Origin of the sequence: Micrococcus flavus (assembly GCF_014204815.1) — a bacterium.
GTDB classification, from domain to species: Bacteria; Actinomycetota; Actinomycetes; order Actinomycetales; family Micrococcaceae; genus Micrococcus; species Micrococcus flavus.
On record NZ_JACHMC010000001.1, the window covers coordinates 1,737,724 to 1,756,865 of the forward strand.

Annotated in this window: 18 protein-coding genes; 13 read left to right on the forward strand and 5 right to left on the reverse strand. The window is 75.0% G+C overall.

Translation table 11 applies throughout. The annotated features are described in order from the left end of the window. Positions 1–16 precede the first annotated feature (16 nt). From BJ976_RS08100 to BJ976_RS08115, 4 genes are read right to left on the reverse strand one after another with little or no spacing between them, the layout of a single operon-like run. Positions 17–787 carry a PP2C family protein-serine/threonine phosphatase gene (locus tag BJ976_RS08100; RefSeq protein WP_135029091.1) on the reverse strand — a complete coding sequence of 257 codons (771 nt, stop codon included), beginning with the start codon at positions 785–787 and terminating at the stop codon, positions 17–19. A gap of 12 nt (positions 788–799) precedes the next feature. After that, complete coding sequence (locus tag BJ976_RS08105) at positions 800–1,963, reverse strand: adenylate/guanylate cyclase domain-containing protein (RefSeq protein WP_135029089.1); 1,164 nt, start codon at positions 1,961–1,963, stop codon at positions 800–802. Continuing rightward, positions 1,960–2,490: a PH domain-containing protein gene (locus BJ976_RS08110; protein WP_135029087.1), complete on the reverse strand. Its 531-nt coding sequence runs from the start codon at positions 2,488–2,490 to the stop codon at positions 1,960–1,962. The genes BJ976_RS08105 and BJ976_RS08110 overlap by 4 nt, the downstream gene beginning before the upstream one ends. A gap of 45 nt (positions 2,491–2,535) precedes the next feature. Further along, positions 2,536–3,369 (reverse strand): biotin--[acetyl-CoA-carboxylase] ligase, encoded by an 834-nt coding sequence (locus BJ976_RS08115; RefSeq protein ID WP_135029086.1) that lies wholly within the window; start codon positions 3,367–3,369, stop codon positions 2,536–2,538. A 127-nt stretch (positions 3,370–3,496) separates the two neighbouring features. Here BJ976_RS08115 and BJ976_RS08120 point away from each other — a divergent pair, with 127 nt between their 5' ends. The 7 genes from BJ976_RS08120 (at position 3,497) to BJ976_RS08150 (ending at position 12,023) form a co-directional block, all read left to right on the forward strand. Then, the gene (locus BJ976_RS08120) at positions 3,497–3,889 is read left to right on the forward strand and encodes a DUF1622 domain-containing protein (RefSeq protein ID WP_135029084.1); all 393 of its coding nucleotides are present in this window, start codon (positions 3,497–3,499) and stop codon (positions 3,887–3,889) included. Between the two features lie 82 nt (positions 3,890–3,971). Beyond that, positions 3,972–5,555 (forward strand): acyl-CoA carboxylase subunit beta, encoded by a 1,584-nt coding sequence (locus BJ976_RS08125; protein ID WP_135029082.1) that lies wholly within the window; start codon positions 3,972–3,974, stop codon positions 5,553–5,555. Further along, positions 5,552–5,824: an acyl-CoA carboxylase epsilon subunit gene (locus tag BJ976_RS08130; RefSeq protein ID WP_135029080.1), complete on the forward strand. Its 273-nt coding sequence runs from the start codon at positions 5,552–5,554 to the stop codon at positions 5,822–5,824. The genes BJ976_RS08125 and BJ976_RS08130 overlap by 4 nt, the downstream gene beginning before the upstream one ends. 110 nt (positions 5,825–5,934) lie before the next feature. Then, the gene (locus BJ976_RS08135) at positions 5,935–7,617 is read left to right on the forward strand and encodes a DUF885 domain-containing protein (protein WP_135029078.1); all 1,683 of its coding nucleotides are present in this window, start codon (positions 5,935–5,937) and stop codon (positions 7,615–7,617) included. Next, a complete protein-coding gene (locus BJ976_RS08140; protein WP_135029075.1) occupies positions 7,614–8,312 on the forward strand; it encodes a Maf family protein in 699 nt (232 codons plus the stop codon). Before BJ976_RS08135 ends, BJ976_RS08140 begins: the two co-directional genes overlap by 4 nt. Positions 8,313–8,480: 168 nt before the next feature. Beyond that, complete coding sequence (locus BJ976_RS08145; protein ID WP_135029074.1) at positions 8,481–10,346, forward strand: acetyl/propionyl/methylcrotonyl-CoA carboxylase subunit alpha; 1,866 nt, start codon at positions 8,481–8,483, stop codon at positions 10,344–10,346. Between the two features lie 264 nt (positions 10,347–10,610). After that, positions 10,611–12,023: an MFS transporter gene (locus BJ976_RS08150; RefSeq protein WP_135029072.1), complete on the forward strand. Its 1,413-nt coding sequence runs from the start codon at positions 10,611–10,613 to the stop codon at positions 12,021–12,023. A gap of 99 nt (positions 12,024–12,122) precedes the next feature. Here the strand turns inward: BJ976_RS08150 and BJ976_RS08155 are convergent, their stop codons facing one another. Beyond that, on the reverse strand, positions 12,123–13,550 hold the full coding sequence (locus BJ976_RS08155; RefSeq protein ID WP_135029070.1) for an NAD(P)H-quinone dehydrogenase: 1,428 nt from the start codon (positions 13,548–13,550) through the stop codon (positions 12,123–12,125). A gap of 83 nt (positions 13,551–13,633) precedes the next feature. Between BJ976_RS08155 and BJ976_RS08160 the strand changes: the two genes are divergently transcribed. The 6 genes from BJ976_RS08160 (at position 13,634) to BJ976_RS08185 (ending at position 19,131) form a co-directional block, all read left to right on the forward strand. Then, complete coding sequence (locus tag BJ976_RS08160) at positions 13,634–14,470, forward strand: purine-nucleoside phosphorylase (RefSeq protein ID WP_184231904.1); 837 nt, start codon at positions 13,634–13,636, stop codon at positions 14,468–14,470. 94 nt (positions 14,471–14,564) lie between these two features. Beyond that, a complete protein-coding gene (locus BJ976_RS08165) occupies positions 14,565–16,283 on the forward strand; it encodes a phospho-sugar mutase (protein WP_135029066.1) in 1,719 nt (572 codons plus the stop codon). A 42-nt stretch (positions 16,284–16,325) separates the two neighbouring features. Then, positions 16,326–17,024 (forward strand): deoxyribose-phosphate aldolase, encoded by a 699-nt coding sequence (deoC, locus tag BJ976_RS08170; RefSeq protein WP_135029064.1) that lies wholly within the window; start codon positions 16,326–16,328, stop codon positions 17,022–17,024. A gap of 45 nt (positions 17,025–17,069) precedes the next feature. Beyond that, positions 17,070–17,363 (forward strand): hypothetical protein, encoded by a 294-nt coding sequence (locus BJ976_RS08175; RefSeq protein WP_135029062.1) that lies wholly within the window; start codon positions 17,070–17,072, stop codon positions 17,361–17,363. A gap of 80 nt (positions 17,364–17,443) precedes the next feature. Further along, positions 17,444–18,463, forward strand: coding sequence for an acyltransferase family protein (locus tag BJ976_RS08180; protein ID WP_135029060.1), 1,020 nt, complete (start codon positions 17,444–17,446; stop codon positions 18,461–18,463). Further along, the gene (locus tag BJ976_RS08185; protein ID WP_135029058.1) at positions 18,460–19,131 is read left to right on the forward strand and encodes an arsenate-mycothiol transferase ArsC; all 672 of its coding nucleotides are present in this window, start codon (positions 18,460–18,462) and stop codon (positions 19,129–19,131) included. Before BJ976_RS08180 ends, BJ976_RS08185 begins: the two co-directional genes overlap by 4 nt. Positions 19,132–19,142: the final 11 nt, after the last annotated feature.

Sequence of the window (19,142 nt, forward strand, 5' to 3'; positions counted from 1 at the left end):
GGCCCCGGACACGGCATCAGGGGCGGGGGAAGCCGACCAGCACCACGGTGATGTTGTCCCGGCCGCCGCGCCACAGCGCGGCCTCCACGAGACGCTCGGCGGCCTCGGAGAGCGCGCCGGCGTCGTCGAGGATGGCGCGGATCTCCTCGTCCAGCAGCTCGCCGGTCAGGCCGTCGCTGCACAGCAGGAGCCGGTCGCCGGGCGCGACGTCGATCTCGGTGACGTCCACCGTGAGGGCGTGGCTCGAACCCAGCGCGCGGGTGATGACGTTGCGGCGCGGGTGCACGCGGGCCTCGGCCGGCGTCAGCTCCCCGGCCTCGACCATCATCTGCACGGCGGAGTGGTCCACGGTCAGCTGCTGCAGGACGGGGGCGCCCACGGGGCGCAGGTAGGCGCGGGAGTCCCCCACGTTGGCGATCGCCCAGCGGCCCCGCTCCACGTCCAGGCACGCCAGGGCCGTGAGGGTGGTTCCGGAGCGGCCCCCGCCGGAGTCGATCACGGCGGCGTTGGCCTCGTGGACGAGCGCGCCGAGCTCCTGGGGGGTGTGCGTCGCGCCCGGGGCGAGGACCTCCGGGACGCGGTGCTCGAGCAGCTCGACGGCGGCGGCCGAGGCCACCTCCCCGGCCTCGTGACCGCCCATGCCGTCCGCCACCGCCGCCAGCAGCAGCGGCTCCCCGACGATCGCCCACGCGTCCTCGTTCAGCTCCCGGACGGCTCCCACGTGGGTCACCGCCACCGCCTCGGGCTGCGCGGGGTCGGCCGCGCCGGTGGTCGGCTGCTCGCTCATGGGTCCTCGGGTTCAGTCGGTGATCAGGGGCTGCGCCGCGCCGTTCATGAGGAGGGAGGGGCGGACCTCTCCGAACCCCCGGACGATCCGCGGCGGCTGCGGGACGAGCACGAAGCGCTCGTCCTCGGAGAGGGCGGCCGCGGTCATGGCGTCCACGAGCACGGTACCCGGATCCGCCAGGGACGTCAGCCGGGAGGCCAGGTTCACGGTGGGCCCGTAGATGTCCCCCAGGCGGGAGAGCACGCGCCCCCACGCCAGGGACACCCGGGCCGAGGGCAGCTCCGTGTCCGCCGCCATGGCCTCGGAGAGCGCGAGCGCGATCTCCGCTCCGGCCTCCGGGGTCTCCGCGTTGAACAGCACCTCGTCCCCGATGGTCTTCACGAGCCAGCCGCCGCCGGCGGCGATGATCTCCGCGGCCCTGGACTCGAACCGCTGGACCGTGCGGGCCAGCGTCCGCTCGTCCATGGTCCGGGAGAGCGTGGTGTAGGAGACCATGTCCGCGAACCCCACCGCGCGGGCCAGCGGGAGCGGCGCGTCGTCCTCCGAGCCGTCCCGGCCCTGCTCCGAGGCGGCCAGCCCCGCCTCCACGCGCACCGTCAGGCGCTGCACCGCGTTGTTGAGCTGACGCCGGTACACCACCTGCATGACCTTCTCGAGCGGACTGATGATCTGCGGCAGCAGGTCGACGGCGGCGCGGCGGGCCTCGGGGTCCGTCCGGCCCTCCGAGGAGATCTGGTCCTCCACCAGCGCCTCGATCTGCCAGACCACCATGCGGTCCGTCATCTGACCCACCGAGCGGGCCAGGGACACGGCCGTGTCCTCGTTGAGGGTGCCCTCGCGGACCAGCTGGAGGACGGCGTCGAACGCGTTGAGGTCCTCCTCGGAGAACACGGTCTCCCCGTCCGGCACGTCCGGGTAGCCCAGGGCCCGGGAGATCCGGCGGGCGGCGCCGGCGGTGATGCCGAGGCGGCGGGCCGCCTCCCGACGGGAGATGGCGGGGGGACCGGCCACGAGTCCGGCGTCGAGCGTGCGCATCGCGCTCGTCCAGCCGGGCTGGGCGACGGGCGCGGGCGTGCGGCGGGGACGCCCGGCGTCGGGTCGGGACCCGTCCGACGGGGGCACCACGGGCAGGGGCGCGGTGACGGGGGTGGCCGGGTCGGGGCGGTGGCGGGTCATCGGGGTCCTCCCCCCAGGTCGGCGGCGGGCCAGGAGACGGTCCGGGCGCGGCGGGTGGTCTCGGCGAGCAGCTCCTCGAAGCGGGCGGCCTCGGGGACGTCGGCGAGGCGCCAGTACACCTGACGGACCGGCTCCTGGAACAGGACCAGCAGGTCGCCGGCGCCCGAGCCGCGGCCGCGGCGCTCCACGTCCGCGATGGCCACCAGCGGCATGGCGCCGTCCGGTCCGCCGCCGAGGCCCGTGCGGCGGATCAGGCGCGCGGTGGTGAGCACGGTGCGGCCGGTCAGCCAGACCAGCAGGGGACGGAGGGTGCCCAGCAGGACGGCCAGCGCGGCCGCGGCCCACAGGAGCGCGTCCAGCCACGGGGCGGCCCGGTCCACGACGCCGGGCAGGCCCGGGCGGGCCAGCACGCCCCGCCCCAGGCCGAGCAGGAAGGCGGTGGCCACCAGGGCGGAGGCGGCGCCGAGGAGCGCGCGGGGATGGCGGCGCGTGCGCACCACCACCTGCTCGCCGGGCTCGAGCCGCATCCTCGTCCACCTCCGGGACTGTCCGTGCCGGGCGCCCGCGGGGCGTCACCGGCCCCGGCGCACGTCCCCCCGCAGGTGGACCACGTCGCCGGCGCTGATCTCGGTCTCGAGTATCTCACGGCCCTCGCCGCCGGTCCGGACCCGCAGGACCCCTCCGGGGCCCAGCCCCACGGCCTCCCCCTCGAGCGCCGTGCCGTCCGGCAGCTCGGCCCGCACGGACCGGCCGGGAGTGCTCAGCCGCGCCGCCACGGGAGCCACGGCGGGGTGGGTCCCGCCCACGGGGTCGGCCACGCCGTCCAGGGCCGCGGCGAACGCGTCCGCGGCGGTGACGACGGCGGCGCGCAGCTCCTCCGCGAGCGCCCTCGGCGCGGGCACGGCGGCGGCCGGGACCCAGTCCGCGAGCGCGGTGGCGGTGGGGGCCGGGGGCCCGCCCGGGAAGGCCAGGTTCACGCCCGTGCCCACCACCACGCCGCCGCCCGGGGCCACGGTGGCCAGCACGCCGCACAGCTTGCGGCCGTCCTCGGCGAGCACGTCGTTGGGCCACTTGACGTGCGTGGGGGCGCCCCGGTCCGCCAGGAGCCCGGCCACCGCCGAGGCGGCCACGAGGGAGATCCAGCTCCAGTGGGCCGGGGCCAGCGGGCCGGAGGGCCCCGCCGGGCGCAGCAGTACGGACAGCGCCAGGGAGGACCCGGGCGGGGCCTCCCAGACCCGGCCGTGGCGTCCGCGCCCGGCGCGCTGGTCCGCGGTGGCGAGCACATCGCCGTGGGCGGGGGCCGGCGTCGTGCCCCCCGCCCCGGACGGGCCCGCCGGCCCGTTCAGCAGGCGCAGCAGGGCGTCCTGTGTGGAGTCCACCGTGTCCAGCCATGTGAGTCGTCCCATTCCTCCAGGTATAGCCGACGCCGGACCGCGCCGCTGCCCCTCCCGCCGGGGCCCCGTGAGACGGGCGTATCCTCGGCCCGTCCCCGGGCGACCGCGCGGGGGCCGGACGAGTGGAAGCGGGTGCCCCGTGGAGGAGACCATCCAGGCCGTGATCGGCGTCGTGATCCTGGTGGTGGAGTCCCTGGGAGCGGCCGCCGTGGCGGTGGGCGCCGTGGCCGCCGTCGTCCTGCTGGTGCGCGGCTGGCTGGGCGGGGACCGGCACGGGATCACGCGGGCGCGGGTCGCGCTCGGCAGGGCCCTGGCGCTGGCCCTGGAGTTCCAGCTGGCGGCGGACGTCCTGGCCACCGCCGTGGCGCCGACGTGGGACATGATCGGGCGTCTGGCGGCCATCGCCGCCATCCGGACCGCGCTCAACCACTTCCTCGCCAAGGAGATCGCCGAGCAGCAGGAGGTCATGGCCCGGGACGAGGACGTCCTGCCCGCCCGCCCCGCGCGCCGGCGGGCCGCGCGCGTAGACTGACGGCCGCACCCGACCGCCGCATCCGAGCCCTGCGACGGGCCCGCCCGGGCCCGGCCGCCGCCCCCGCCCCGAGGAGCCCCGCGTGACCGACCCCGACCTCAGCACCACCGCCGGCCGGCTGGCCGACCTGCACCGCCGCCTCGAGGCCACCGCGGCCCCCGGCGGGGAGGCCGCCGTGCAGCGTCAGCACGCCCGCGGCAAGCACACCGCCCGCGAGCGCGTGGACCTGCTGTTGGACGAGGGCTCGTTCGTGGAGCTGGACGCCCTGTCCACGCACCGCACCACCGCGTTCGGCATGGACGCCAAGCACCCGGCCGGCGACGGCGTGGTGGCCGGCTTCGGCACGGTGGACGGCCGCCAGGTGGCCGTCTACTCGCAGGACTTCACCGTGTTCGGCGGATCGCTGTCCGAGCGCAACGGCCAGAAGATCGTGAAGGTGCAGGAGTTCGCCGCGCGCAACGGGTGCCCGGTGATCGGCATCCTCGACGGCGGCGGCGCGCGCATCCAGGAGGGCGTGGCCTCCCTGGCGCAGTTCGCGGACATCTTCCGCAACAACGTGCTGGCCTCGGGCATGGTCCCGCAGATCTCCCTGATCATGGGCCCCTCGGCCGGCGGCGCCGCGTACTCGCCGGCGCTGACCGACGTCGTCGTGATGGTGGACCGGACCTCGCACATGTTCATCACGGGCCCGGACGTGATCAAGACCGTCACGGGCGAGGACGTGGACATGGAGACCCTGGGCGGCGCCCGGTCCCACAACAGCACCTCCGGCACCGCGCACTACATGGCCTCCTCCGAGGAGGACGCGATCGCCTACGTCCAGGACCTGCTGGAGTTCCTGCCCTCGAACAACCTGGCCGAGGCCCCCGCGTTCGAGCCGGCCTCCCTCGAGGTGACGGAGGAGGACGAGGCGCTGGACACGATCGTCCCGGACTCGGCGAACCAGCCGTACGACATGCTCGAGGTGGTCTCCGCGCTGGTGGACGACGGCCAGCTGCTGCAGCTGCAGGAGATGTACGCCCCCAACGTGATCACCGGCCTGGCCCGCATGGACGGGATGAGCGTGGGCGTGGTGGCCAACCAGCCGCAGCAGCTGGCCGGCACGCTGGACATCGCCGCCTCGGAGAAGGCCGCACGGTTCGTGCGCTTCTGCGACGCCTTCAACATCCCGATCCTCACCCTCGTGGACGTCCCCGGCTTCCTGCCCGGCACGGACCAGGAGTTCAACGGGATCATCCGCCGCGGCGCCAAGCTCATCTACGCGTACGCGGAGGCCTCGGTGCCGAAGCTCACCGTGATCACCCGCAAGGCCTTCGGTGGCGCGTACATCGTGATGGGCTCCAAGAAGCTCGGCGCGGACCTGAACCTCGCGTGGCCGTCCGCGCAGATCGGCGTGATGGGCCCGCAGGGCGCCGTCAACATCCTGTACCGCCGGGAGCTGCAGGCCGCCGAGGAGGCCGGCGAGGACGTCGAGGCGCGCCGCGCGCAGATCGTGGCGGACTACGAGGCGGAGCTGCTCAACCCGTACCAGGCCGCGGACCTGGGCTACGTGGACGCGGTGGTCCCGCCGCGCCAGACCCGCGCGCAGCTCGTGCGCGCGCTGCGGGCCACCCATCACAAGCGCGAGGCGCGCCCCGCCAAGAAGCACGGGAACATGCCGCTGTGAGCGCCGCACAGCAGGCCCCCCATCCGGGCGAGGGCCAGGAGGAGAACGACCCCGTGCGCCTGGACGGCGCCCAGCTCGAGCCGGAGGAGATGGCCGCCCTCACCGCGGTGCTCGCGCAGATGCGCGCCCAGGGCGCCACGGCGGTGCCGCAGGCCGGCCGCCACGGCCGGATGCGCCGCCCGGACCGCACCCTCCTGCGCCGCGGGGACCTGGGCCTGTGGGCCCGCCCCGGCCAGGATCAGTGGCGCCGTGCCGCAGGCTGGCGCTGACCTGGGCGGACGACGCCGGCCGGCCCCGCCGGCGTCGTCCGCCCCTCCGGCGGCGCGCACCGGCCGGCCGCGATGGTAGGACGTCTGTCACACCCCCTAGAGTGCCGTGCATGACCGACACCGCCGCCGTCACGGGCGCCGCCCGCACCCCCACCGCCATCGACGCTCTCGCCGAGCGACACGTCGCCGAGTACCTCCGCCTGCGCCCGGACGAGGCCACCGCCATGGGCTTCCCCGGCGGCGAGACCGAGTACGGCGACCTCTCCCCCGCCGGGCTGCGCGCCCTCGACGAGCTCAACGCCCGGACCCTGGCGGAGCTGGAGGGCCTCGAGCCGGCGGACGAGGCGGACCGCGTGACCGCCGCCGCGATGCGCGAGCGGCTGGGCCTGGAGCGGGAGATCCACGCCACCGGCCGCGTGGAGCTGAACAACATCGCCTCCCCCGCCCAGGGCGTCCGGGCCGTGTTCGACCTCATGCCCACGGACACCGCCGAGCAGTGGGAGCACGTGGCCGGGCGCCTGGAGAACCTGCCGGCGGCGCTGGCCGGCTACACCGCGTCCCTGCTCGCCGCCCGGGACGCCGGGCACGTGGCCGCGGTGCGCCAGGTGGACATCGTGATCGAGCAGGCCGAGGCGCACGGGGCGCCCGGCGGGTTCTTCCCCGGGCTCGTGGAGCGGGCCGGCGCGGCGGAGGCCGTGACCCCCGCGCTGGCCGCGCGGATCCGCTCCGGCGTCGAGGCCGGCGTGCAGGCCTACCGGGACTTCGCCACGGCCCTGCGCGAGGAGTTGCGCCCGCACGCCCCGGAGGAGGACGCCGTCGGGATCGAGGCCTACCGCCTGGCCTCCCGCGTGTTCCTCGGCGCGGAGATCGACCTCGAGGAGACCTACCGCTGGGGCCAGGAGGAGCTGGCCCGGATCGTCGCCGCCCAGGAGGCGGACGCCGAGCGCATCCGCCCCGGCGCCACCGTGGAGGAGGCCCGCGCGATCCTCGACGCGGACCCGGCCCGGAAGCTCACGGGCACGCAGGCGCTGCGGGACTGGATGCAGGGGCTCTCGGACGAGGCCATCGAGGCCATGAAGGAGCACTTCGCCATCCCGGCACCCATGGACCGGGTGGAGTGCATGATCGCCCCCACGCAGGAGGGCGGCATCTACTACACCGGCCCGTCCGAGGACTTCTCCCGCCCGGGCCGCATGTGGTGGTCCGTGCCGGCGGGCGAGGACGAGTTCACCACGTGGGCGGAGACCACCACCGTCTACCACGAGGGCGTGCCGGGCCATCACCTGCAGATCGCCACGGCCATGATGGCGCGGGACGAGCTGAACCTGTGGCGCCGCAGCTTCTGCTGGACCTCCGGACACGGCGAGGGCTGGGCCCTCTACGCGGAGCGCCTCATGGACGAGCTCGGCTTCCTCGAGGACGCCGGCGACCACCTGGGCATGCTGGACATGCAGCGCATGCGCGCGGCCCGCGTGGTGTTCGACATCGGCTACCACTGCGGCTTCGCCATGCCGGAGTCCGAGGGCGGCGGCGCGTGGACCCCGGAGCGGGGCTACGACTTCCTCTCGAAGCACCTGATCCTCTCCGAGGGCCAGCGCCGGTTCGAGTTCACCCGCTACCTCGGCTGGCCGGGCCAGGCGCCTGCCTACAAGGTGGGCCAGCGGATCTGGGAGCAGATCCGCGCCGAGCACGAGGCGCGCGAGGGCGAGGACTTCGACCTCAAGGCCTTCCACACCCGCGCCCTGCGCCTGGGCTCGATGGGCCTCGACACCCTGCGCGAGGCGCTCGCATGACCCCTGCCGACGACGACGGCGGCCGCCCCTGCCCCGGGCACCCGCTCCTGGTGCTGGGCTCGGCCTCGCCGGGCCGCGCCGAGATCCTGCGGCGCGCCCGCCTCCCGTTCCGCGTCGTGGTGTCCGACGTGGACGAGGAGGCCCTCGGGGCGGCGCGCCCCGAGGCGACCCCGGAGGAGCTCGCCCTCCACCTGGCGAGGGCGAAGGGGTACGACGTGGCGGAGCGGTTGACCGCGGAGGGCGTCGAGTGCCCCACCCTGGTGGTGGGCTGCGACTCCGTGTTCGAGCTCGACGGCGTGGCGCACGGCAAGCCGTACGAGCCGGAGGTCGCGGTCGAGCGCTGGCGGGAGCAGTCCGGGCGCACCGGGCGCCTCCACACCGGCCAGTGGGTCGGCCTCCTGACCCCGGGCGACGACGGCGCCGTGCCGGATGCGGAGACGTGCACCACGATCAGCGCGGACGTGCACTTCGCCGCCGTGGACGAGGACACGGTGCGCGCGTACGTGGCCACGGGCGAACCCCTGCAGTGCGCTGGCGCGTTCACCATCGACGGCGCCGGCGCCGCCCTCGTGGAGTCGGTGGACGGAGACCCGAACGCGGTGATCGGCCTGTCCGTGGCGGTGCTGCGCGCGCAGTGCGCGGAGCTGGGCCTGCGGTTCACGGACTTGTGGGATTCCTCCAACCCGGGCGGGTGAGCACCGCCGGACCCCCGCGAACGCCTGTGCGGGGGTCCACCACCGCAGTACAGTGCACGTGAACAGCGGCGCCGTGCGGGCGGCCCGTCCCGCGTCGGCCGATCGGCGCGACGGGCCGGACCCCGCGGCGGCCGCACCCCCGCCCCCGTCTTCAGGAGCCCCGACCCCATGACCACCACCAGCGGCCCCCAGGTCACCCCCGCCTCTCCGGACGGGAGGGTCCGGCGCTTCTCCCGGGTGCTGATCGCCAACCGCGGGGAGATCGCCGTGCGCGTGGTGCGGGCCTGCCAGGACGAGGGCCTGACCTCCGTGGCCGTGTACGCCGAGCCGGACCGGGATGCGCTGCACGTGAAGCTCGCGGACGAGGCCGTGGCCCTCGGCGGGGAGACCGCCGCGGACTCCTACCTCCTGATGCAGAAGATCCTCGACGCCGCCGAGCGCTCCGGCGCGGACGCCGTCCACCCCGGCTACGGCTTCCTGTCCGAGAACGCGGACTTCGCGCGCGCCGTGGAGGCGGCCGGCCTGGTGTGGATCGGCCCGCCGCCGGAGGCGATCGACGCCCTCGGGGACAAGGTCTCCGCCCGCCGGATCGCCACCGAGGTCGGTGCCCCGCTGGCCCCCGGCACCACGTCTCCCGTCAACGGCACGGACGAGGTCGTGGCCTTCGCGGACGAGTTCGGCCTGCCCGTGGCCATCAAGGCCGCCTACGGCGGCGGCGGCCGCGGCATCAAGGTGGCCCGCACGCGCGAGGAGATCCCCGAGCTCTACGAGTCCGCGGTGCGCGAGGCCGTCGCCGCGTTCGGCCGCGGCGAGTGCTTCGTGGAGCGGTTCCTGGACCGCCCCCGCCACGTGGAGACCCAGTGCCTCGCGGACGCCCACGGCGACGTCGTCGTCGTGTCCACGCGCGACTGCTCCCTGCAGCGCCGCAACCAGAAGCTCGTGGAGGAGGCCCCGGCGCCGTTCCTCACCGACGAGCAGAACGCGCGACTCGTCGAGTCCTCGAAGGCCCTCCTGAAGGCCGCCGGCTACGTGGGCGCGGGCACGTGCGAGTTCCTCGTGGGCCAGGACGGCACGCTGTCCTTCCTCGAGGTCAACACCCGCCTCCAGGTGGAGCACCCGGTGACCGAGGAGGTCACGGGGATCGACCTGGTGCGCGAGCAGTTCCGGCTCGCGCGCGGCGAGGCCCTCGGCTACGGGGACCCGGAGGTGCGCGGCCACTCGTTCGAGTTCCGCCTCAACGGGGAGGACCCGGGCCGGAACTTCCTGCCCGCCCCCGGCACGCTGAGCACGTTCCGGATGCCCTCGGGCCCGGGCGTGCGCGTGGACGCCGGCGTGGTGGAGGGCGAGACCGTCTCCGGCGCGTTCGACTCCATGGTGGCGAAGCTGATCGTCACCGGCGCCACCCGCCGCCAGGCCCTGCAGCGTGCGGCCCGCGCCCTCGCGGAGGCCGAGATCGCCGGCATGCCCACCGTGCTGCCGTTCCACCGCGCCGTGGTGGCGGACCCGGCGTTCGCCCCCGAGCTGCAGGGCTCCGAGGCGCCGTTCTCGGTGCACACGCGCTGGATCGAGACCGAGTTCGCCCACGAGATCGCCCCCGCGCAGGTGACGCCGGCCGAGCCGGTCGAGCGCGAGGCGCGACACACCGTGACCGTGGAGGTCAACGGCAAGCGCGTGGACGTCACCCTGCCCACGTGGGGTGCGGCCATGCACCAGCTCCAGGACGCGGCCGCACGCGCCGGCGCGGGCCGGCGTCGTCCCCGCGGCGGGCGCCGGACCGGGGCCGCTCCCGCCACGGCGAGCACGGACGCCCTCACCGCGCCCATGCAGGGCACCGTGGTGAAGGTGGCCGCCAAGGACGGCGAGACCGTGGCCGAGGGCGACCTGATCGTGGTCCTCGAGGCGATGAAGATGGAGCAGCCGCTCACGGCCCACAGGGCGGGCGTGGTCTCGGGGCTGACCGTGCAGGCGGGCGAGACCGTCTCCGCCGGGACCGTGATCGCCACGATCGCGGACGCGGAGGCGTCGAAGGACTGAGCCCCGGAGGCCCAGCGCCCCGGAACACAACGCCCCGGCGACGTTCCAGCGGTCCTGCACCGCTGGAACGTCGCCGGGGCGCTGTCCTGCCCGGATCCCCGCGCGCACGGGTCGGTGGGGAACACCCCTCGTTCTTCTCACATCGTGGACGCCTGGAGATGACGAGACCCCCCCACCGGCAACGCTCCTACACTGGCGGTCGCTCTGTCTCACATCGTGGTCGCATCCGGCGCCCGCGGTGTCCACTCGCCCCCAGGAGGTCGCATGTCCCACTCCCCCTCCGCCGCTCCCGCGGCGGCCTCCCCTGCCGGAGACGTGCCCCGCTCCCGCGTGATCGTGGCCTCGCTGATCGGCACGTCGATCGAGTTCTACGACTTCTACGCCTATGCCACGGCCGCCGTCTCCGTCTTCCCGCTCATCTTCTTCGCCAAGGGCGACGGCGACGCGGCGCTCCTGGCCTCGATGGCCACCTTCGGCGCCGCGTTCTTCGGCCGGCCGATCGGCGCCGTGCTGTTCGGCCACCTGGGCGACCGCGTGGGTCGGAAGGCCACCCTGATCGGCGCGCTCCTGACCATGGGCATCGCCACGTTCCTCATCGGCCTGCTGCCCACGTACTACCAGATCGGCCTCTGGGCCCCGGCCATGCTCGCGATCCTGCGGTTCGCCCAGGGCCTCGGCCTGGGCGGCGAGTGGTCCGGCGCGGCGCTGCTGGCCACGGAGTACGCCCAGGAGGGCAAGCGAGCCCAGGCGGCCATGTGGCCCCAGCTGGGCGCGCCCATCGGCTTCCTGCTGGCGAACGGCCTCTACCTGATCCTCGTGATGGTCACGGGCCACGACTCCACCGCCCCGGACATGGACGGCCCGTTCCTCACCTGGGTGTGGCGCCTGCCGTTCCTGCTGTCCATCGTGATGGTCGCCGTCGGCCTCTACGTGCGCTTCAAGCTCGAGGAGACCCCGGTCTTCCAGCGCGCCCTGGACCAGGACCAGCGCGTGAAGGCCCCGCTGGGCGAGGTGTTCCGGCGCAACTGGTGGGAGCTCATCCTCGGCACGTTCGTCATGTACGCCACCTACGTGCTGTTCTACCTGATGACCACGTGGATCCTCTCCTACGCGATCGGCAAGGAGGAGTCCGGCTTCCTGGGCGTCCCCTACGGCGAGTTCCTGGTGCTGCAGCTCGTGGGCATCCTGTTCTTCGCCGCCTTCATCCCGGTGTCCGGGTGGCTCGCGGACCGCTTCGGGCGCAAGCCCACGCTGCTTGTCGTCACCGCCCTCATGGTGGTGTTCGGCCTGAGCTTCGGCCTCTGGCTGGCCCCCGAGACGATGGGGCAGGGCGCGGAGTTCAACGTGGGGAGCATGATCGTCTTCCTGGCCGTCGGCATGGCCCTGATGGGCCTCACCTTCGGCCCGATGTCCGCCGTGCTGCCGGAGATGTTCCCCACGAACACGCGGTACACCGGCTCGGGCATCGCCTACAACGTCGCCTCGATCATCGGCGCGGCGGTCACGCCGTTCATCGCCGCGTGGCTGGTGCAGCGGTTCGACGTGTCCTTCGTGGGCTACTACCTGGCGGCGGCGTCGCTCATCACGCTCGTGGCGCTGGCCCTCGCGCCCGAGACGCGGCACGCCGACCTGCACACGGTCACGTCGGCGCGCGAGCGCCGCGCCGCTGCCCGCTGACACCGGGCCCGCAACGCAGCCTGGGCGCAGTACTGCCACGTAGACACGGGTCTACGTGGCAGTACTGCGCCCAGGCATGGCAGGGCACGGCGCCCCGGCTCAGAGACGCACGTGGAGGCGCCGCGCGGCTTCGGCGATCGACCCGGACATGGACGGGTACACGGTGAAGGTGTCCGCGAGGTCGTCCACGTGCAGCTTGTGGGTCACCGCCAGCGCGATCGCGTAGATCAGCTCGGAGGCGCGCGGGGCCACCACGACGCCGCCGATCACGGTGCCGGAGCCCTGACGGGCGAAGATCTTGACGAAGCCCTCCTTGACGCCCTGCATCTTGGCGCGCGGGTTGGTGGCGAAGTCCAGCCGGATGACGTCCGCCTGGTAGCGGCCGGAGTCCACCTGCTCCTGGGTGACGCCCACGGTGGCGATCTCCGGGGAGGTGAAGATGTTGGAGGCCAGCAGGTGCGGCCGCAGCGGCTTGAGGGCGTCGCCGAGCAGGTGGGCGACGGCGATGCGCCCCTGCATCGCGGCCACGGAGGCCAGCGCGAGCTGGCCGGTGCAGTCGCCGGCCGCGTAGATCGAGGGCACGGTGGTGCGGGAGACGCCGTCGACCTTCACGTGGCCGGCCTCGGTCAGCTCCACGCCGACCTCCTCGAGGCCCAGGCCGGCGGTGTTGGGCACGCCGCCGACGGCCACGAGGGCGTGGGAGCCGTCGATGTACGGGCGGTCGGCGGCGCCGTCGCCGGACAGGTGCACGCGCACGCCGTCCGCGGTGCGCTCCACGGACTCGGCGCGGCAGCGGGCGGCCACGTCCAGGCCGTGCTCCTGGAAGACGTGCTCGAGCAGCTGGGCGGCGTCGGCGTCCTCGCCGGGCAGCACGCGGTCGCGCGAGGACACCAGGGTCACCTGCGCCCCCAGGCGGTTGTACGCGGAGGCGAACTCGGCGCCGGTGACGCCGGAGCCCACCACGATCAGGTGCTCGGGGAGCTCCTCGAGGGCGTACACCTGCTTCCAGTTGAAGATGCGCTCGCCGTCCGGCTTCGCGGTGGGCAGCTCGCGGGGGCTGGCGCCCACGGCCACGAGGATGGCGTCCGAGGTGATGGTCTCCGGCTCGGCCCCCTCGGCGGCGTCGTGCGAGCGCACGGCCACGGTGTGCGGGCCGGTCACGGTGGCCTCACCGAGGATCACGCGCACGCCGCGCCTCTCGAGGGCCCGGTGGATGTCCCGGGACTGCTCCCCGGCGAGCTCGAGGATGCGGCGGCCCACCTCGGCCATGGAGGCCCGGGGCTCGGCGTCGCCGAGGTCCACCCCGAGGTCGCGGGCGAGGTCCACGCGGCGCATGGAGTCGGCGGTGGCGATCAGGGTCTTGGAGGGCACCACGTCCGTCAGGACGGCGGCACCGCCCAGGCCCTGGCGCTCGATCACGGTCACGGTGGCGCCGAGCTTGGCGGCCACCATGGCGGCCTCATAGCCGCCGGGGCCGCCGCCGATGATGGTCAGGGACGGGAGGAAGGTGGTGTTCTCGTCGGTCACGCCCCCATTGTGTCCGCTGGGCGCGCGAAGTCCCAGCCGTCCTGCGCGCCTAGACTGGCGCCGTGAACGAGCAGAGCACCCCCGTGACCGCGTCCGACGCCGACTCCTCCCCCCTGCGCGGGGACCATCCCGGCTTCGCGGAGGCCCGCGACGCCGCCGCCGTGCTCGCGGAGGCGACGGGCGCGGCGGAGCACCGGATCGCCGTCGTGCTGGGCTCCGGCTGGGGCGAGGCGGCGGAGCTGATCGGCACCGAGCGGGCCCGCGTGGATTTGGCGGACGTGCCGGGCTTCCACGCCCCGAAGGTCCCCGGCCACAACGCCGTCATCCGCTCCGTGGAGCTGCCGGACGGCACGCGCGCCCTGGTGTTCGGCTCCCGCACCCACTTCTACGAGTCCCGGGACGCCCAGGCCGTGGCGCACACGGTCCGCACCGCCGCCGCGGCGGGCGCGCGCACCGTGGTGCTGACCAACGGCTGCGGCGGGCTGGACCCGGAGATCGCCCCGGGCACCCCCGTGCTGATCGCCGACCACCTCAACCTCACCGGCGCGACTCCCCTGGTCGGTGCCACGTTCGTGGACCTCACGGACCTGTACTCCCCGCGCATCCGGGACATCGCCCGCGAGATCGACCCCTCCCTCACCGAGGGCGTGTACGTGCAGTTCTCCGGTCCGCAGTACGAGACGCCCGCCGAGGTGCGCATGGCCAAGGCCCTCGGCGGCGACCTCGTGGGCATGTCCACGGCCCTGGACGCGATCGCCGCCCGCCACGCCGGCCTCGAGGTCTTCGGCATGTCCCTGGTGACCAACCACGGCGCCGGCATCCAGGAGACGCCGCTGTCCCACCAGGAGGTCGTGGAGGCCGGCCAGGCCGCCGGGCCCCGCATCTCGCGCGTCCTCGCGGACGTCATCGCCCGCCTCTGACCACGGCCGACGACGACGCCGGGCACCCCCGCACGACGTCGCCGCCGCCCCGCCGCCCCCTCCCCGCGCCCGCCCCCGTCCCAGGAGCAGTCCCATGAGCCCGACCCCCGCCCTCGACCCGCAGGTGCTGGACCTCGCGCGGCGGTGGTCCCGCGAGGACCCGGACCCCGCCCACCGCGCCGTGCTGGACGCGGAGCTGGCCGCCGCCGGCGGCGAGGGCCCGGCGGCGGAGGCGGCCCGCGCGTCGCTGGCGTCCCGGTTCGCCGGCCCGCTGGCGTTCGGCACGGCCGGGCTGCGCGCGGAGGAGGGGCCCGGCGAGTCCCGCATGAACCGGCTGGTGGTGCGCCGCACCGCCGCGGGCCTGGGCCGTCACCTGTGGGCGGAGCTGGGCGCGGACGCCGCGGCCCCGCTCGTGGCGGTGGGCTACGACGCCCGCCGCGGATCCGCCGACTTCGCCCGGGACACCGCCGCCGTGCTCACCGCCGCGGGTGCGCAGGTCGTGCTCCTGCCCCGCCCGCTGCCCACGCCCGTGCTGGCCTTCGCGGTGCGGCATCTGCACGCGGATGCCGGCGTCATGGTCACCGCGTCCCACAACCCGCCGGCGGACAACGGCTACAAGGTCTACCTCGGCGGCCGGATGACGGACGAGGCCGGGCGCGGTGCGCAGATCGTCTCCCCTGCGGACGCGCAGATCGCCGCGCAGATCCGCCACACGGACTGGGTCGCGGACGTCCCGATGGCCGAGGACGGCTGGGAGACCGCCGGGGAGGACCTCGTGGACGCCTACCGCGAGGCGGCCCTGTCCGTGCTCGACGACGAGGCCGACCCCGCCCGCGACCTGCGGATCGTCTACACCCCCCTGCACGGGGTGGGCGGGGAGGTCCTGCCGGGGCTGCTCGCCGCGGCCGGCTTCACGGACGTGCACGTGGTCCCCGAGCAGGCCGAGCCGGACCCGGCGTTCCCCACGGTGGCTTTCCCCAACCCGGAGGAGCCGGGCGCGATCGACCTGGCCCTGGCCCTCGCCGCGCGGGTCCGCGCGGACCTGGTGATCGCCAACGACCCCGACGCCGACCGCCTCGCCCTGGCCGTGCCCGCCCCCTCCCCCAACGACGCCGCCGCGCCCGTCTGGCGCATGCTCTCCGGGGACGCGGTGGGCACGCTGCTCGGCGCGCACCTGCTGCCCCGGCTGGCCGCGCAGGGCCGCTCCGCGGCCAACTCCGTGGTCTCCGCCCCGCAGCTGGCGGCACTGGCGGAGGCGGCCGGCGTCGAGCACCACGTCACGCTCACCGGCTTCAAGTGGATCTCGCGCGCCCCGCACCTGGGCTTCGGGTACGAGGAGGCCCTGGGGTACTGCGTGGCCCCGGACCTGGTGCGGGACAAGGACGGGATGACGGCGGCGCTGGCCGCGGCCGAGCTCGCCGCGCGCCTGGCCGCGCAGGGCCGCACCCTGCTGGACGCCCTCGCGGACGCGGACGCCGTCACGGGCGCCATGCCCAGCGCGCAGGTGGCCGTGCGCGTGGCGGACCTGTCGATCATCACGGACACCATGGCCGCCCTGCGGGCCGCCGGCCCGGCCACCCTGGCCGGGGAGCCGGTGACCGTGCGCCGTGACCTGGCCGCCGGCTCCGCCGCGCTGCCGGCCACGGACGCGCTGCTGTTCGCCACCGACTCCGGGACGCGCGTGCTGGTCCGGCCCTCCGGCACCGAGCCCAAGCTCAAGTGCTACCTGGGCACCCGGGACGCGGACCCGGCCGTGGCCGCCGAGCGCCTGGCGCGCCTGGAGGCGGAGGTGGCCGCGCTCGTCGCCGGCTGAGACCGGGGTCCCGACGCCGCCCGGCCCACTAGGCTGGAGCGCATGACCGACTCCGCACCGCAGCTGTCCACCGCCGAGCTCGCCCGCTACATCGACCACACCCTCCTCAGGCCGGAGGCCTCCCGCGAGGACATCCTCAACGTCGTCGCCGAGGCGCGCGAGGCCCAGGTCAAGAGCGTGTGCGTGAACCCGCGCTGGGTGCGCGAGGTGCACACGGCCCTCGAGGGCTCGGACGTGCTGACCTGCACCGTGATCGGCTTCCCGCTCGGGGCGAGCTCCTCGGCCGTGAAGGCGTTCGAGACCACCCAGGCCATCGCGGACGGCGCGGACGAGGTGGACATGGTCATCGACATCGCCGCGGCCCGCGCCGGGGACCGCGCCCGCCTCGAGGAGGACATCGACGCCGTGGTCCAGGCCGCGCACGCCTCGGGCCCGACCGGCGAGGGCGGCGCCCTGGTCAAGGTGATCGTGGAGACGGCCCTGCTGGACGACGACGCGATCGTCCTGGCCTGCGAGGCCGCCGTGGCCGCGGGCGCGGACTTCGTGAAGACCTCCACCGGCTTCTCCACCGCCGGCGCCACCGCCGAGCACGTGGCCCTGATGCGCGCCACGGTGGGCCCGGAGATCGGCGTGAAGGCCTCCGGCGGGGTGCGCAGCCGGCAGGACGCGCTGACCATGATCCAGGCCGGCGCCACCCGCATCGGCGCCAGCTCCGCCCTTGCTATCCTGGGAGACGACTGACGCCGGCTCGCACCGCCGGGCACATCCCGCACAGAGGAGATTGACGTGATCCGCAACGGCAAGGCCATCGACCACTCGAACCACGGTGGCGTGTGGGGCTCCCTGATCGCCTGGCTGGTGGCCTTCGCGTCCCTCGTGGGCGCGATCTACGCCATGGGCTGGTGGACCTTCGACAACGTGTGGCTCCCCGGACTGATCGCCATGACGCTCGCCACGCTGGCCATGGCACTGCCGAAGGCCGTCCTGGGCCGCAGCGACACCGTGGACACCGTGGCCATCCACACCCAGCACCCGGTCGAGGTGGGCTCCTCCCACGCGGCCGGTCGCCTGCACCACTGAGCGTCTCGACAGCCCCGCGCCCCGCGGGCGCACCGCGGCCGAGCGCCGCACGGCGAAGGGCGTCCACTCGCAACACCGGAGTGGACGCCCTTCGTCTGGTGTCCATCGCCGCCGTGGTGTTGGGCCACGCCTACCTCGCGGACCTGCGGTTCAACGCGTACCTCGAGATCTGGCGGATGCCGCTGTTCTTCTTCCTCACCGGCTGGTTCTGGACGCGGCGCCGCCCGGTCCTCCCGGACGTGAGCGCCCGCTTCCGCGCCCTGCTGGTCCCCTACCTCCTGTGGTCCGTGCTGATGAGCGCGGTGGTGCTGCAGTGGAACCGGCGGGACCAGCTCGACGGCGAGCACCTGCGCTCCCTGCTGGCCGCCGGCTGGTACGGCGGCGCGGACCAGCCCCCGCCATGGTGGGCGTTCTGGTTCATCTCCGTGCTGTTCTTCGTCACCGTGCTGCGGCGCCTGCTGGAGCACCTGCCCTCCTGGATCGCATGGGCCGTGGCCCTGACGGGTCTGGTGCTCGCCCACGTGATCCCCGAGTCGGGGCTGGCCCGCACACCGCTCGGCGTGGGCCTGGCCCTGCCGTGCCTGTTCTACGTCCTCTGCGGGGAGTCCTTCCGCCGCCACGTGGTGCCCCGACTGCGCCGGCACCGGGCGGTGCTGGGCACCACGCTGGTCCTGGCGGGGATGCTGGCCGTCCGGCTGGGCCTGCCGCCGCACAACATCAAGTTCGGCGGGTTCGGCACGTTCCTGCTCACCCCCGTGGTGGGGGTGGTGATGTCCGCGGGCATGGTGCTGGTGTTCGGGGCGTTCGTAGAGCGCCAGCTGCGCACGCTGGCCCGGCGCACCGGCACGGGACACGCCCTCCGCTCGGGCATCACCGCCCTGACCCGCACCGGCACCGTGGTGGTGCTCCTCCACGGCCTCGTGCTCATGGAGGTCATGCGCCTGGGCGTGGAGGACGACCTGGTGAAGTTCACGGTGGCCCTCGGCCTGAGCTGGGCCGTGGGCCTGGCCCTGCTGGCCACCCCCCTGTCCCGTCCGCTGGCGGGCGTGCCGCAGCAGTGGCACCCGCTCAGCCCGTCCACCGCAGGAGCCCGCCCATGACCTGGTTCTCCCGTCCCCCGCTGCGCTCGCCCTTCGCCGCGCCGGAGGCCTCTCCCACCCCGCGCACCGACGACAGCGACGGCGCCCCCGGCGGGATCCGCATCCTCACCGTGTGCACGGGCAACATCTGTCGCTCCGCCTGGGCCCAGCACGTGCTGCAGGCCCGCCTGGACCAGCGCCTCGGGACCGGTGGGGCGGCGGTGACGAGCGCGGGCACCGGCCCGAACCAGGCGCTCTCGGTGCCGCGCGAGCTGCTGGACCTGGCCGGCGGGGACGCGGCGCTGCGCGGGGCGCTGGAGGCGCACCGGCCGCGGCTGCTCACCGCGCGCGTGCTGGAGGGCCAGGACCTGGTGCTCACCGCCACGGAGGCCCACCGCGACGCCGTGGTCCGGGAGGCTCCGGCCGCGCTGCGCCGCTCGGCCACGTTCCTGCGGGCCGGGGCGCTGTTCGCCGAGCTCCAGGCCGTGGCCCCGGGCGGAGGCCCCGGCGCGCTGGCGGACGCGCTCGCCCGGGGGCAGGCCTCCCGGAGCCGGCTGCGGGACCGGGCCGCGGACCTGCCCGACCCGTTCCGCGGGCCGGCCGCCGGGTATGCGGCCATGGTCGCGGCCCTGAACCCCGCGTTGGACGCCGCGGTGGAGGCCGTGGAGCGGGCGCTCACGCGGCGGTGAGGCGCCGGAGC